Origin of the sequence: Microbacterium sp. NPDC077391, from assembly GCF_040686955.1 — a bacterium.
Taxonomy (GTDB): domain Bacteria; phylum Actinomycetota; class Actinomycetes; order Actinomycetales; family Microbacteriaceae; genus Microbacterium; species Microbacterium commune.
In genome coordinates this window covers 1,067,997-1,082,067 of the sequence record NZ_JBFBMI010000001.1, presented here as the reverse complement: position 1 = coordinate 1,082,067, position 14,071 = coordinate 1,067,997, and the positions used below count along the sequence as shown (strand labels likewise).

The 14,071-nt window shown below is 69.4% G+C and carries 16 protein-coding genes; 5 read left to right on the top strand and 11 right to left on the bottom strand.

The window, feature by feature from the left end:
- Positions 1 to 18: 18 nt before the first annotated feature.
- From AB0O65_RS04945 to AB0O65_RS04935, 3 genes are read right to left on the bottom strand one after another with little or no spacing between them, the layout of a single operon-like run.
- Positions 19 to 780, bottom strand: coding sequence for an SDR family NAD(P)-dependent oxidoreductase (locus tag AB0O65_RS04945; protein ID WP_191711742.1), 762 nt, complete (start codon positions 778 to 780; stop codon positions 19 to 21).
- On the bottom strand, positions 780 to 1,268 hold the full coding sequence (locus tag AB0O65_RS04940) for a dihydrofolate reductase (protein WP_363383411.1): 489 nt from the start codon (positions 1,266 to 1,268) through the stop codon (positions 780 to 782). The genes AB0O65_RS04945 and AB0O65_RS04940 overlap by 1 nt, the downstream gene beginning before the upstream one ends.
- Positions 1,269 to 1,273: 5 nt before the next feature.
- Positions 1,274 to 2,083 (bottom strand): thymidylate synthase, encoded by an 810-nt coding sequence (locus AB0O65_RS04935; RefSeq protein ID WP_363383410.1) that lies wholly within the window; start codon positions 2,081 to 2,083, stop codon positions 1,274 to 1,276.
- 68 nt (positions 2,084 to 2,151) lie between these two features.
- Between AB0O65_RS04935 and AB0O65_RS04930 the strand changes: the two genes are divergently transcribed.
- The 3 genes from AB0O65_RS04930 to AB0O65_RS04920 all read left to right on the top strand — a co-directional run bounded on the left by AB0O65_RS04930 (position 2,152) and on the right by AB0O65_RS04920 (position 3,662).
- Entirely contained in the window at positions 2,152 to 2,577 is a 426-nt protein-coding gene (locus AB0O65_RS04930) for a thioredoxin family protein (RefSeq protein WP_363383408.1), read from the top strand.
- Entirely contained in the window at positions 2,574 to 3,149 is a 576-nt protein-coding gene (locus AB0O65_RS04925) for a DUF4395 domain-containing protein (protein WP_363383406.1), read from the top strand. The genes AB0O65_RS04930 and AB0O65_RS04925 overlap by 4 nt, the downstream gene beginning before the upstream one ends.
- Before the next feature lie 87 nt (positions 3,150 to 3,236).
- A complete protein-coding gene (locus tag AB0O65_RS04920; protein ID WP_071642358.1) occupies positions 3,237 to 3,662 on the top strand; it encodes an OsmC family peroxiredoxin in 426 nt (141 codons plus the stop codon).
- Between the two features lie 9 nt (positions 3,663 to 3,671).
- Here AB0O65_RS04920 and AB0O65_RS04915 read toward each other — a convergent pair whose 3' ends face one another.
- From AB0O65_RS04915 to AB0O65_RS04895, 5 genes are all read right to left on the bottom strand, one after another.
- Positions 3,672 to 4,115 (bottom strand): hypothetical protein, encoded by a 444-nt coding sequence (locus tag AB0O65_RS04915; RefSeq protein ID WP_071642356.1) that lies wholly within the window; start codon positions 4,113 to 4,115, stop codon positions 3,672 to 3,674.
- Positions 4,112 to 4,858, bottom strand: a complete 747-nt coding sequence (gene dapB / locus AB0O65_RS04910) for a 4-hydroxy-tetrahydrodipicolinate reductase (RefSeq protein ID WP_071642354.1) — start codon at positions 4,856 to 4,858, stop codon at positions 4,112 to 4,114. The genes AB0O65_RS04915 and dapB overlap by 4 nt, the downstream gene beginning before the upstream one ends.
- Positions 4,859 to 4,919: 61 nt before the next feature.
- Positions 4,920 to 5,522, bottom strand: a complete 603-nt coding sequence (locus tag AB0O65_RS04905) for a histidine phosphatase family protein (RefSeq protein WP_363383403.1) — start codon at positions 5,520 to 5,522, stop codon at positions 4,920 to 4,922.
- A gap of 103 nt (positions 5,523 to 5,625) precedes the next feature.
- Positions 5,626 to 6,684: an aldo/keto reductase gene (locus tag AB0O65_RS04900; protein ID WP_363383401.1), complete on the bottom strand. Its 1,059-nt coding sequence runs from the start codon at positions 6,682 to 6,684 to the stop codon at positions 5,626 to 5,628.
- Between the two features lie 183 nt (positions 6,685 to 6,867).
- Positions 6,868 to 9,135: a polyribonucleotide nucleotidyltransferase gene (locus AB0O65_RS04895; protein WP_071642349.1), complete on the bottom strand. Its 2,268-nt coding sequence runs from the start codon at positions 9,133 to 9,135 to the stop codon at positions 6,868 to 6,870.
- A 334-nt stretch (positions 9,136 to 9,469) separates the two neighbouring features.
- On the opposite strand from AB0O65_RS04895, the gene AB0O65_RS04890 reads away from it, so the two are divergent.
- The gene (locus AB0O65_RS04890) at positions 9,470 to 9,643 is read left to right on the top strand and encodes a DUF5302 domain-containing protein (RefSeq protein ID WP_177243808.1); all 174 of its coding nucleotides are present in this window, start codon (positions 9,470 to 9,472) and stop codon (positions 9,641 to 9,643) included.
- Positions 9,644 to 9,692: 49 nt separating this feature from the next.
- Here AB0O65_RS04890 and AB0O65_RS04885 read toward each other — a convergent pair whose 3' ends face one another.
- Positions 9,693 to 10,337, bottom strand: a complete 645-nt coding sequence (locus AB0O65_RS04885; protein WP_071642347.1) for an FMN reductase — start codon at positions 10,335 to 10,337, stop codon at positions 9,693 to 9,695.
- 1 nt (position 10,338) lies between these two features.
- Entirely contained in the window at positions 10,339 to 11,556 is a 1,218-nt protein-coding gene (locus AB0O65_RS04880; RefSeq protein ID WP_363383398.1) for an LLM class flavin-dependent oxidoreductase, read from the bottom strand.
- A gap of 118 nt (positions 11,557 to 11,674) precedes the next feature.
- Here AB0O65_RS04880 and AB0O65_RS04875 point away from each other — a divergent pair, with 118 nt between their 5' ends.
- Entirely contained in the window at positions 11,675 to 12,808 is a 1,134-nt protein-coding gene (locus AB0O65_RS04875; RefSeq protein WP_083428660.1) for an acyltransferase family protein, read from the top strand.
- 7 nt (positions 12,809 to 12,815) lie between these two features.
- On the opposite strand, the gene efeB is transcribed toward AB0O65_RS04875, so the two are convergent.
- Positions 12,816 to 14,063 carry an iron uptake transporter deferrochelatase/peroxidase subunit gene (gene efeB / locus AB0O65_RS04870; RefSeq protein WP_363383395.1) on the bottom strand — a complete coding sequence of 416 codons (1,248 nt, stop codon included), beginning with the start codon at positions 14,061 to 14,063 and terminating at the stop codon, positions 12,816 to 12,818.
- Positions 14,064 to 14,071 lie beyond the last annotated feature (8 nt).

Below are 14,071 nucleotides of genomic sequence, written 5' to 3'. Positions count from 1 at the left end.
TGGCATCGGGACCGCGCGTCAGACGCGGCCTCGACGCGCGACGCCCGAGGTCAGCCGGCTGGGCAGCAGGCGCGCGAGCGCGACGATGAGCTTGTACCGCAGCGACGGGATCGACACGGGTCGTCCGAGCGCGGCATCCCGCAGTCCGGCGCGCACGACGCGCGGCGCATCGAGCCACATGATGGCGGGCACGCCCTCCTGCCCCGGGGTCAGTCCCATCCGCTCATGGAAGCTCGTGTGCGTGAATCCGGGGCACAGCGCCGTCACGCTGACGCCGTCGCGCCCGTACTCGTCGTTCGCCCACCGGCTGAACCCGATCAGCCACGACTTGCACGCGGAGTAGGTGGAACGGGAGATGAAGCCGGCCACGGACGCCACGTTGATGATCCGCCCGCCTCGGCCGCGCATGGCGCGGATGGCGGCGTGCATGAGGCGCATCGACGCCTCGACGTGCACACGCAGGTGCCGCACCTCGTCGTCGATCAGGTTGTCCGCGAAGTGCAGGGGCAGGCCGAAACCGGCGTTGTTGACGAGCAGGTCGACGGGCGCGGCGGAATCGGCGACGCGGTCCGCCACGCGCTGCACCTCGGTGTCGATCGCCAGGTCGGCGACCATCACCTCGACGTGCACGCCGTGCTCGTCGCGCAGCTGCGCCGCCAGCGTCTCGAGGGCGTCTGCGCTGCGAGCGACGAGCACGAGGTCGGCATGACGCGCGGCGAGCTGGCGCGCGAACTCCGCGCCGAGTCCGGCGCTGGCTCCGGTGATGAGTGCGGTGGGCATCAGTGCTCGTATCCGAGGAAGCGGTATCGGATGCCGGTGCGGGACGTCTGCCACTCCCCCTCGTCGATCAGACGCCAGCCGTCGACCGACGGCGCGTACGCGTCGCCGTCGACCTCGATGTCGAGCTCGGTGACCTCGAGGCGGTCGGCGTCGCCGATCACCTGCCGGAAGATCTCCGCTCCCCCGATGATCCACACCCGCTCCTGACCGCGCACGGCCTCCGCGACGCCGGCTGCCCGGCGCGCGCCCTCCGCGCTCCAGTCCTGACTGCGCGTGACGACGATGTTCTCGCGGTCCGGCAGGGGGCGGAAGCGCTCGGGCAGGGAGTCCCAGGTGCGCCGGCCCATGATCACGGGCGTGCCGGAGGTGGTCTCCTTGAAGTGCGCGAGATCCTCCGGCACGTGCCAGGGCATCCCTCCGTCGGCGCCGATCACGCCGCCTCTTGCCTGCGCCCAGATGAGTCCCGTCCAGGTTCCCCGGGTGGGCACGGCGCTCACACCGCCACCGCCGCACGGATCGCCGGGTGGTGCTGATAGCCCTCGACGACGAAGTCCTCGTAGCGGTAGTCGAGGATCGACTCCGGCCTGCGCGCGAACCTCAGCGCGGGGTACGGGTACGGTTCCCTGGACAGCTGCTCGCGCACCTGCTCGACGTGGTTGTCGTAGATGTGGCAGTCGCCGCCGGTCCAGACGAAGTCGCCGGGCTCGAGACCGGTCTGCTGCGCGACCATGAGGGTCAGCAGCGCGTACGAGGCGATGTTGAACGGGACCCCGAGGAACAGGTCGGCGCTGCGCTGGTAGAGCTGGCACGACAGCCTGCCGTCGGCGACGTAGAACTGGAACAGCGCGTGGCACGGAGCGAGCGCCATGTCGGGGATGTCGGCGGGGTTCCACGCCGAGACGATGAGCCGGCGCGAGTCCGGGGTCGCCCTGATCTGGTCGATGACCTGCGACAGCTGGTCGATGCTGCCGCCGTCAGGCGTCGGCCAGGAGCGCCACTGCACTCCGTACACCGGGCCGAGGTGGCCGGACTCGTCGGCCCACTCGTCCCAGATGCTCACGCCGTTCTCCTGCAGCCAGCGCACGTTCGAGTCGCCGCGCAGGAACCACAGCAGCTCGTAGGCGATCGACTTGAAGTGCACGCGCTTGGTGGTGACCAGAGGGAATCCCTGCGCGAGGTCGAACCGGATCTGCCGACCGAAGACGCTGGTGGTGCCCGTGCCGGTGCGATCGTCCTTGTGGGTGCCGGATTCCAGCACGTCACGCAGCAGATCTTCGTAGGGTGTCGGCACGACTGCACTCATGCCAGCAACGATACGTCACGGGATGTCACACTCGGCTGCGACGGTGTCGTTCGACGTAGCCTCGACGTATGCCTCTGACGACCGCCCTGCTGATGGTGGGAGCCCTGCTGCTCGTGACGGTCGTCATCGGGCTCGTCTGGCGCGCGGGAGACGGGCGCCGTCGTCGCGCAGCGGGCCGCCTGGACGTGAACCGCCTCGGCCTCGAGCCGGGCCGCGCGACCCTCGTCCTCTTCAGTACAGAGACCTGCGCTCGCTGCCCGCAGGTGCGCCGGATGCTGCATGACGTGCTCGCCGAGCGCGATGCGATCGACGTGCACGATGTCGACCTCACCCGCCGCGCCGACCTAGCTGCCGAGAACCGCATCCTCAGCACCCCCACGACCCTGCTCGTCGACGCGCAGGCCCGCATCGTGGCCCGCTTCGTCGGTGTGCCGCGCCGCGACGACATGATCAGCGCTCTCGACGAGCTGCCCGCCCTCCAGGAGACCGCATGACCGCCCCCGCCGGAATCGACCCGCGGGCTCCGCGCTTCGCCGCATGGATCACCTCCGCCCTGCTCCTCATCGCAACCGTCCTGGCGTTGACCGGCGTGGCCGCGTCGAGCGCGCAGGCCACGTTCGGGTGGTTCGCCTACCAGCCGCTGTCATCGTCGGTCTTCTCCGGTGATCAGTGGGCGATCGGCACGGCATCCGTCGGCCAGCGGGCATCCGACCCCGGCTTCGTCGTCGCGGCGATCGCTGCGGCGCTGTTCGTGTGGGGGCTCGTCTCTCCGTCGACCTCGCCCTGGGCGGTGCTGTTCCGCACGGCCGTCCGCCCCCGTCTGGCCCCTCCTGCCGACCTCGAGGATCCGCGTCCGCCGCGCTTCGCCCAGGGCGTGGGCCTGTTCGTCGTCGGAACGGGGCTGGTGCTGCACCTGGCGGGTGTGCCTCTCGCCCTCCCGATCGCCACGGCGGCGGCGTTCGTCGCCGCATTCCTCAACGCGGCGTTCGGCTTCTGCCTGGGCTGCCAGATCTATCTGCTGCTGCAGCGTGCGGGTCTGTTCGCTCGCAGCGGCGCAGCCACCTGATCTGTTCCGACGCAGCCCCCGTCTGGATAGGCTGGCCGGGCGACGCGAACCCGCGTGGCGATGCGACGAGCGATTCTCGGAGGAACAATGACCGTCACCAGCGAAGCCGCGACCACCTGGACCGGATCCCTGATGGAGGGCTCGGGCACCGTGGCCTTCTCGAGCTCGAACCTCGGCACCTTCCCGATCGACTGGAAGTCGCGCAGCGAAGGATCCGAGTCGACCACGACCCCGGAGGAGCTCATCGCCGCAGCGCACGCCTCGTGCTTCAGCATGGCGCTCTCGCACGCGCTCGCCGAGAACGGCACCCCGCCTGAGCGTGTGAACACGTCGGCATCGGTCACGTTCAAGCCCGGCACCGGCATCACCGGCAGCCACCTGAACGTGAACGCGAGCGTTCCCGGACTCACCCCGGAGAAGTTCCAGGAGATCGCCGAGGGCGCCAAGACCGGATGCCCGGTCTCGCAGGCACTCGCCGGCATCGAGATCACCCTCGAGGCCAGCCTCGCCTGATCCCCGTCGTCAGAGCCGCGTCCGCGAGAGCCTGATCGCCTCGCGGATGCTGGCTCTGGCATCCTTCCGCCGCCCGGCGGCATCCTGCACCACACCCAGGCGGTATCGGGCGCGCCAGTCGCCCGGCTCCGACTGCACAGCCGCGCCGTACTGCCCGATCAGCGGCTCGATGTCCTCGCGCATCAGGCGACCGCTCGGTGTCAGGCGCTCCGGAGCCTCGGGCATGCCGCCCTCTGCGTCGAGCGTGCGTCCCAGCCGATCCGCAGCGAAGCCGAAGAGGAGCTCGCGCACCAGCGCCCACGCTCCGATCGGGGCGATCACGATCAACGCGATGGCCATCCCGATCGCCACCGGCGTCGCCACGCGGAGGAACATCACCGCCAGCCAGCCCGCGACCACGACGTAGAGCAGCAGCGCCGCGCCCATCACGGCCACCCCGATGCGTGAGCTCACGCGCGGGCCCTGATGCCGATGTCGACGATGTTCTCCAGCCCGACGACGACCCCCCGCGCGTCGCGCGCGAACGGAACCGCGAGCCGGATCCCCGGGGCGTAGGCCGCCGCGGAGTCGACCGTGTCGTGCACGATCGTCAGTGTCTCTCCCGGGCCCGACAGGATGGCCTCCTGCCTGGCGATGACACCCGGGCGACGCAGCGAGTGCACGGGCACGCCGGCGACCTGCTGTCCGCGGGCCCGCTGGTCGACGTGCGGCGCCTGGAACGGGCCCTGCGCCTCGCGCGCGGCGGTCATCAGCTCGGCGGTGCGCACCGCGGTGCCGCTGGGCGAGTCGATCTTGCGATCGTGATGCGCCTCGATGATCTCCGCGGAGGCGAAGAACGGGGCGGCTGCGGCTGCCAGGGCCGACCCCAGCGCGGAGCCCAGGGAGAAGTTCGGGATGAACACCGCACCGGTGCCGGCGGCGTCGACCAGTGAGCGCACCGGCGCGATGCGCTCCTGCGACCATCCTGAGGTGCCGACGAGCACGTTGATGCCGCGCTGCACTGCCGCTCGGACCACGTCGATGCTCACCGCGGGGATCGAGGCGTCGATGACGAGGTCGGCGCCGTCCATCTCGGCCAGGTCGCTGCCCGACCCGAGCACGGAGCGCACCTCGAAACCGTCGAGCTGGTCGATCACCCCGTGGATGATGCGTCCGAGGGAGCCTGTACCGCCGACGAGGGCGACCTGTGTCGTCATGATCCCAGTCTAGATTCGACCGCCGCGCTGATCTGTCGTGATGACCCGGGGCGTCGGCGAGTCAGACGAGGGCGCCCTCGGGCAGCCCGGTGCGCAGCTCCATCGGCAGATGGCCGAGGTCGTTGTGGCTGAGCAGCGTCCATGGCCGCCCCTGCTTCTGGGCGATCACGGTGAGCCCGCAGTGCGCCTGGTTGAGGGTCATCCACCGCCAGTCCGGGGCACCGAGCACCTCGCGCACGAACCACGAGATGACGAAGTTGTGGGTGATCAGCACCTCGTGCACGTCGCCGTTGCGGCGCCGCAGGAACTCGCCGACCGCATCGGCCATCTGCGCCGAGCCCGCCTCGATCTCGGCATCGCTGACAGACCCGAAGAACGGCTCGTACACCGATGGCACGTCCTCGTTCATGCCGCTGGGAACGCAGTCGAAGAGCAGAGCCGACGGCATCGGGTCGACCGACGGCAGCCGCGCCGCGATCGCGCGTGCCGTCTCGGCGGCACGCAGCAGCGGGGAATGCCAGACGGCATCGAGCGGCAGACCGGACAGGCGATCGGCGATCAGCTCCGCCTGACGCTGCCCTCGGGGCGAAAGGGGTCCGTCATCGACGCCGTGCTCGGCGTCCTGATGCTCACCGTGTCTGACCAGATATATGTAGTGCGTCACTGCCCGCTCACTTCAGCCCTTCCCCCTCGGAGGGGCGATTCCAGCTTAGGTCACCCCGCCGACACGCCGCCCAGGCGCGGCGCGATCCGCGCGGACTGCGCGTTCAGTCACCGGCGCGGGTGAGCTCGGCGACCTGCGAGCGCAGCAGGGAGACGCCTGCTCCCTGCATGAGCTCCTCGACGTGCTGGGGGGCGAATGCGTTCACGATCGGCGCCACCACCGTGCGCTGCGCGAGCAGCCAGGCGATCGACACGGCCGCGACGGGAACCGACAGCTCGGCGGCGACGCGGTCGAGCACCCGCAGCACGCGGATGCCACGGCGGTTGAGGTTGCCCTTCATCTGCTCGCCGCGGACGCCCACGGCCGCGGACTTGCTGCGGTGCTGACCGGAGAGGAATCCATGCTCGAGCGCGTGCGAAGGCGTGACGGCGAGGTTCTGAGCGCCGGCGACCAGGCGCAGATCGCCCTCGAATCCGCGCCGCCGCACGAGGTTGTACGGCTCGTCGACCACCTCGATGCGCGGATATCCGGCGGAGGCGAGGATCCTCGCCTCGACGAGGCGCTCCGCGGGGAAGCGGAACGCGCCCACTGAGCGGATCTTCCCCGCGTCGCGCAGCCACTCCACCGTGGCGAGGGTGTCCTCCAGCACCGAGCTGCTGTCGAGCGTGGCATCCAGGTACACCACATCGATGCAGTCCACGGCGAGTCGCGTGAGCGAGCCCTCGACCGCGCGCACGAGATTCACCGAGCCGAGACCCGGGTTGTCGGCGTGGGATCCGATGCGGACACCCAGGCTGATGCGGTCGCGCAGGCCGCGGACTCGAAGCCACTGTCCGATGATGTGCTCGCTTCGACCGCCGGAGAACCCGTCGGCGGTGTGCACCGCGTTGCCGCCGAACTCGACGTAGCGGTCGAGGATCGCGCTGCTGGTGTGCTGATCGATGCTCCAGCCGAACTCGGCGGCGCCGAGCATGAGCGGGAAGATCGAGAGTCCGGTCTCGCCGAGAGGCACCCGGATGCCCTCCCCCACACCGGGCCCAACCACGGGAATCGGCGCGGAGGGATGCGAGTCGAGGCCGGGCGCGGTGCTGGTCGGCGCGCCCGCCGTACCGGCCGTCCCTGTGCCGAAGAGATTCACATCGCCACCCCCGTAGCTGCGCACCTCCGGTGCGTACTTCGAGGGTAGGCGAGCGCGCGCAGGGTTCAGGTCACGACAGCATCACCGGCGCGAAGTTCTCGTAACGGTTCGATCACATCGGATACGAAGAAACCCGGGATCGCGGCCGTGGGCGCACGATCCCGGGTTCCTCGGTCATGGATGCCGCTCAGCGGGCATCCGCACGGCTCACGCCTCAGCGGTCTCCGACTCGCCCTCCGCGGGCGCGTCGTCGGTGACCGGCTCGAGCGACAGCTTGCCGCGGTCGTCGATCTTGGTGATGCGCACGAGCAGCTTCTGGCCGACCGAGAGGACGTCGTCGACGTTCTCGACACGCTTTCCGCCGGCGAGCTTGCGCACCTCGGTGACGTGCAGCAGACCGTCCTTGCCCGGCAGCAGCGAGACGAAGGCGCCGAAGGTGGCGATCTTCACGACGGTGCCGAGGAACTGCTCGCCGACCTCCGGGTTGGTGGGGTTGGCGATCGCGTTCACCTGGGCGCGGGCGGCCTCGGCCGACGGGCCGTCGGTCGCGCCGATGTAGACGGTGCCGTCCTCCTCGATGGAGATCTGAGCCCCGGTCTCGTCCTGGATCGCGTTGATCGTCTTGCCCTTCGGCCCGATCAGCTCACCGATCTTGTCGACCGGAATCTGCACGCTGATGACGCGCGGCGCGGTCGGCGCCATCTCGTCGGGAGCGTCGATCGCGGCGTTCAGCACGTTGAGGATCGTCAGACGCGCGTCGCGCGCCTGCGTCAGCGCACCCGCGAGCACGGACGACGGGATGCCGTCGAGCTTGGTGTCGAGCTGGATCGCCGTGACGAACTCGCTCGTGCCCGCGACCTTGAAGTCCATGTCGCCCAGGGCGTCCTCGGCGCCGAGGATGTCGGTGAGAGCGGCGTAGCGGGTCTCACCGTCGACCTCGTCGGACACGAGGCCCATCGCGATGCCGGCGACCGGCGCGCGCAGCGGCACACCGGCGTTCAGCAGCGACAGGGTGGACGCGCAGACCGATCCCATCGAGGTGGAGCCGTTGGAGCTCAGCGCCTCGGAGACCTGACGGATCGCGTAGGGGAACTCCTCGCGGCTGGGCAGCACCGGCACGAGCGCACGCTCGGCGAGGAAGCCGTGCCCGATCTCGCGACGCTTCGGCGACCCGACGCGGCCGGTCTCGCCGGTCGAGTAGGGCGGGAAGTTGTAGTGGTGCATGTAGCGCTTGCTCGTGGTGGGCGAGAGCGAGTCGATCTGCTGCTCCATCTTGAGCATGTTCAGCGTGGTGACGCCCATGATCTGGGTCTCACCGCGCTGGAAGATCGCCGAGCCGTGCACGCGCGGGATGACCTGCACCTCTGCGTCGAGCGGGCGGATGTCGGCGAGGCCGCGGCCGTCGATGCGCACGCCGTCGGTGAGGATGCGTCCGCGGACGATCTTCTTGGTGACGGACTTGTACGCCGCGGAGAACTCCAGCGGGGCAGCCGCGGGCAGCTGGCCGGCCTCGGTCGCGTCGATGAGCTCCGCCTTGACGCGGTCCTTGATCGCGTCGTCGGCGTTCTGGCGCTCCTGCTTGTCGGCGATCTGGTAGACCCCGGTGAGCTCGTCGTAGGCGCGACCGGCCACGAAGTCGTAGACCTCCTGGCTGTACGCCGGGAAGACGGGGTAGACGCCGGGCTCCTTGGATGCCGTGGCGGCGAGCTCGGCCTGAGCCTTCACGAGCTGGGCGATGAACGGCTTCGCGGCCTCGAGGCCCTCGGCGACGACATCCTCGTTGGGCTTGGTCGCGCCGGCCTTGATCAGGTTCCAGCTGCCTTCGGTGGCCTCGGCCTCGACCATCATGATCGCGACGTCCTCGGTGCCGTCGGCCTTGGTGACCACGCGGCCGGCGACGATCAGGTCGAACACGGCCTCGGAGACCTGCTCGGCGTTGGGGAACGCGACCCACTGGTCGGCGTGCTCGCCCTGACCGGGGATGAAGGCGAGGCGCACACCGGCGATCGGGCCGGAGAACGGCAGACCCGAGATCTGCGTCGAGGCGGAGGCGGCGTTGATGGCCAGCGCGTCGTAGTACTCGCCGGGAGCGATCGACAGCACGGTGATGACGATCTGCACCTCGTTGCGCAGGCCGTCGACGAACGACGGGCGCAGCGGACGGTCGATCAGACGGCAGACGAGGATCGCCTCGGTGGAGGGGCGGCCCTCGCGGCGGAAGAACGAGCCGGGGATCTTGCCCGCGGCGTAGGAGCGCTCCTCGACGTCGACCGTCAGCGGGAAGAAGTCGAAGCCCTCACGCGGGTGCTTGCCCGCGCTGGTGGCCGACAGGAGCATGGTCTCGTCGTCGAGGTAGGCCGCGACCGAGCCCTGAGCCTGCTGGGCGAGGCGTCCGGTCTCGAAGCGGACGGTGCGGGTGCCGAATCGGCCGTTGTCGAGAACGGCTTCGGTGGCGGTGATTTCGGGACCTTCCAAGAGGTCTCTCCTTCTTTGTTTAGGCTCGCTCGCCCGTGTGGCGCGCGAGTTCTCGCGAAGGAGCGGATGCGGGCAGATATAAGCGCGCGGGGATCCCCGCCGATCTCGCCTGCGCTGGCCACCAGTAGAAGATCACCCGGCGCCGTGCGCGACGAGGAACCCACCACAGGGGACCAGCTTCTCAGCCGACCGCTCCGTGAATCGATGTGAAGTTGTGCGGCGCAGAGTGCACCACGATCGATCCTATCAGTCAGGGCGTCCAGGCCGTGTTCTCGCGGCGCGATGCGGAAGGGCTCGCCGCCGGAGTGCGCCGTCTTCGCCTAGGCTGACGATCATGAGCGAAGACAAGGCAGTCTCATCCGATGAGATGAAGCGCAAGTTCAGGGAAGCGCTCGACAAGAAGAACGCGCAGAGCCGGGGCGGAGAGGCGCACCTGGACGGCGACTCCGCCGTTCATGGCACTCACGCGCCGCAGATGAAGCGCGAGTTCCGCCGCAAGAGCGGCTGAGCTGCTTCCGCGGTGATGGCCGCGGCAGGGATGCCGCGGCCATCGTCGTTCACTCCCCCGCGAGCCCGCCGAGCATGTGCCCGAACGAACGCCCCTCGCCCAGGTAGGTCGCGGGATCGTACGGGTCGGCCACCTCGGCGACTCCTCGTCTGGCGATCGCCTCGGCGAGCTCGCGTGCGCCCTTCTCGACGCGCTTGGCGAGAGGTGCCACCTCGTCGCCGGCGCCGCCCCAGTCGCTCGACGCGGCGAACACGCCGGTCGACACGGCTTCGGCATGCAGATACGCGAACAGCGGTCGGATCGCGTAGTCGATCGCCAGCGAGTGCCGTGCGGTTCCGGCGTTCGCACCGATGAGCACGGGCATGCCGGTCAGGGCGTCCGGGTCGAGGACGTCGATGAACGACTTGAAGAGGCCGGAGTAGCTCGTCGAGAAGATCGGCGTCACCGCGATCAGCGCATCGGCGGAGACGACCGTGTTGATCGCGGTCTCCAGCGCCGGCGGCGCGAAGCCGGTCAGCAGGTTGTTCGTGATGTCGTGCGCGAGGTCGCGCAGCTCGATGACGTCGACCTTCACATCGATGTCCCGCTCGCGCAGGGCCCGCGCGGTCTCGGCGGCCAGGCGGTCGGCGAGCATCCGCGTCGACGAGGGGTTCGACAGGCCGGCCGAGACGACGGCGATGCGGCGCTCGCTCATCTCAGGCCCCCTTCCGGCCGAGGCCGAACGCCGCACCGACGGGTGCAGGGGCGTCCTGATACGGGGATCCGGCGGTGAGGTTGTCTCCGCGGTTGGCGGACGGACGCGCCTGTCGCGAGGGCCCGTCGCCGTACACCGCGCGCACCCGAGCGGCGTGCGTGGGCGCATCCGGCACACTCTCCGGACGGTTCTTCGCGAGCTCGCGACGCAGCACCGGCACCACCTCGCCGCCCAGGATGTCGAGCTGCTCGAGCACCGTCTTCAGCGGCAGACCGGCGTGATCGATGAGGAACAGCTGACGCTGGAAGTCACCGAACGTGTCGCGCATCGACGCGTAGCGGTCGATGACCTGCTGGGGCGACCCGACCGTCAGCGGCGTCATCTCGGTGAAGTCCTCCATGCTGGGGCCGTGGCCGTAGACCGGCGCGTTGTCGAAGTAGGGGCGGAACTGCGTGACCGCGTCCTGGGAGTTCGCGGCCATGAACACCTGTCCCCCGATGCCGACGATCGCCTGCTCCGGCGTGCCGTGGCCGTAGTGTGCGTACCGCTGCCGGTACAGCTCGATGAGGCGCTGGTAGTGCTCCTTGGGCCAGAAGATGTTGTTCGCGAAGAATCCGTCGCCGTAGTACGCGGCCTGCTCGGCGATCTCGGGGGTGCGGATGGATCCGTGCCAGACGAACGGCGCCACGCCGTCGAGCGGGCGCGGGGTGGCGGTGAAGCCCTGCAGAGAGGTGCGGAACTTCCCCTCCCAGTCGACGACGTCCTCGTCCCACAGCTTGCGCAGCAGGGCGTAGTTCTCGATCGCGAGCGGCAGCCCCTGGCGGATGTCCTTGCCGAACCACGGATACACCGGGCCGGTGTTGCCGCGGCCGAGCATGAGGTCCGTGCGCCCGTCCGTGACGTGCTGCAGCATGGCGTACTCCTCGGCGAGGCGCACCGGGTCGTTCGTGGTGATCAGGGTCGTCGAGGTCGACACGATCAGCCGTTCGGTCTGCGCCGCGACGTGCGCGAGGAACGTCGTCGGGCTCGACGACCAGAACGGCGGGTTGTGGTGCTCGCCGATGGCGAAGACGTCCAGACCCACCTCCTCGGCGTGCCTGGCGATCGCGGCGGTCGCCTTGATGCGCTCGGCCTCACTCGGGGTCACGCCGGTCGTCGGATCCTGCGTGATGTCGCTGACCGACATGATGCCGAACTGCACCGCGTTCTGCTCGTTCACTGTTCTCACTCCGCTTCCGGATGCACGGGTGCATCCGTTCTATTCATTTGAATGTACTTGATGGAACGCCGAGGCAGCCACTTTATTCCCGCATACCCGCAGGCGCTAACCTCGTGCCATGAGCAGTGCCGAGCAGCATCCGCCCGCGACCGCGTCCACCGGCACCGCCGCACGGCCTCGTCGACGGGTGCCGTTCTGGGACACCGCGCGATTCGCGTGCATCGTCCTGGTCGTCATCGGGCACGGCACCCAGCGGCTCATCTACGATTCCGACGTCTCGTACGCCTTCTACCTGTGGGTGTACGCGTTCCACATGCCGGCCTTCGCCATCATCTCCGGCTACTTCTCGAAGGCGGGGAGCCCCACGAAGCGCCAGATGGCTCGCGTCATCACCGACATCCTCGTACCGTACGTGATCTTCGAAGGCCTGTGGACGCTCACCAAGTGGCTGGTCGAGGGAAAAGCCGATCCGAATCTCACCCAGCCCTCGTGGACGCTGTGGTTCCTGCTCGCCCTGGGCATCTTCCGCCTGGTGCTCCCCTACCTCGCCCTGCTGCGGTGGCCGCTCGCCTGGGCCCTGGTGATCTCGATCGGCGTCGGGTACGTGACAAACGTCGACAGCACGTTCTCACTCTCGCGCACGCTGGGCCTGATGTTCTTCTTCACCCTGGGCTGGTGGCTCAGGGAGCGCGACGTGGTGCGTCGGCTGCACCTCATCGAGTACCGCCCGTGGTGGGTGCGAGCCGGCGCTGCCGCCGTGCTGGTCGCATGGGGTGCGGCGTGCTGGCTGTGGCTGAATGTCTGGGAGGCGATCGACCTCAGGCACTGGCTGTTCTACGACGACTCGTACGCCGACCTCGCCGGCGATCAGTGGTGGGCCGGTGCCATCCGCCTCGGCCTCATCCTGCTCGCCGTCGTGCTCAGCGCGTGCTTCTTCGCTCTGTTGCCGCGACGACAGCAGCGCTGGACGACGCTCGGACAGTACACGATGTACGTGTACCTGCTGCACTCGTTCGTGCTCTACCCGTTCCGCGAATCCGGGGTGCTGCGCGGCCTGAACCCCACCTGGATCTGGCTGCCGCTGATCATCGCGCTGTCGGTCGGCATCGCGTTCGCGCTCTCCTCGAAGCCTGTGCGCTCGCTGTTCCGTCCGCTGGTCGAACCGCGCCCGCGCTGGATGTTCCGCGACTCCGAGCTGTCATCAGGGAGTGACCACCGCAGCGATCCGACGGGCTCCCGACGCAGTCGCTGAGCCGGGCTCAGGCGAACAGCGCCGCGCCCACGTACGATCCGGAGGTCGCTCCCGGCGGTACGGCCCACACGCCCGACCCGACGTGGCGGATGTACTCGATGAGCAGATCCGTCGACATCCGCTTCTGCAGCGTGATGAACTGCGCGGGATCGCGCTGATACGAGAGGAAGAACAGCCCGGCGTCGAGGCGGCCCAGCGCGTTGTTGCCGCCAACGTAGTTGAAGCCGCGGCGCAGGATCCGCACCCCGCCGTTCGCGTCCGGGTGCGCCAGTCGCACGTGGCTGTGCGGATCGAGACCGCTGAGCTTCGGCGGCGTCATCTCGGTGCCGCCGCTGAGCGGTGCGCCCTCCACCTTGTCGCGCCCGAAGATCCGCTCCTGCTCGCCGAGGCGCACACGGTCCCACGTCTCGATGAGCATCGCGATCTTGCGCGCGACGAGATACGACCCGCCAGCCATCCAGCCCGGATCCCCGTCGCCGGCCCACACATGGGACGCGAGCGCGTCCTGATCGTCGGCGAGGATGTTCGCGGTGCCGTCCTTGAAGCCGAACAGGTTGCGAGGCGTCTGCTGCTGTGCGCTCGTGCGGGATGTCTTGCCGAAGCCGAGCTGCGACCAGCGCAGCTTGGCGCGCCCGAAGGCGATCCTGCTCAGATTGCGGATCGCGTGCACGGCCACCTGAGGATCGTCCGCGCAGACCTGGATGCACAGGTCGCCGTCGGACTGTGCCGGATCCAGATCGTCGCCGAGGAACGCGGGCAGTCGCTCGAGCTTGGCCGGACGTCGGTCGGCGATGCCGTATCGGTCGCCGTCCTCGTTCAGGAACAGGCTCGGCCCGAACCCGAAGGTGATCGTGAGGTTCGCGGCGTGCAGCCCCAGCGCCTCTCCCGTGTCGTCCGGAGGAGCATCGGGCCCGCCGCCGACGGCACCCGACGCGCTCACCTCGAGCCCCTGCGTGAGCCGCGACGCGGCGTAGCTCCAGTCCTCGAGCAGCTCGATCAGATCGCGGCGGTCGCTGCGCGGCATCATGTCGAAAGCCGCGAAGTGCAGGTGCTCCTGGACCTCGGTGGTGATACCCGCCTGATGCGCACCGAAGAACGCGTGCGCGCCCTGGGCGTCCGGTTCGGTCCGCGAGGCGCCGAGAGCGAACCCGACGCCGCCGCCGGCCAGCGCGAGAGCGGCTCCCCCGCCCGCGGCCAAGCCCAGCAGGCCTCGCCGGCTGAGGCCCGCGCGGGGCTGATCGTCGTCATGCGGCATGCGTGTGC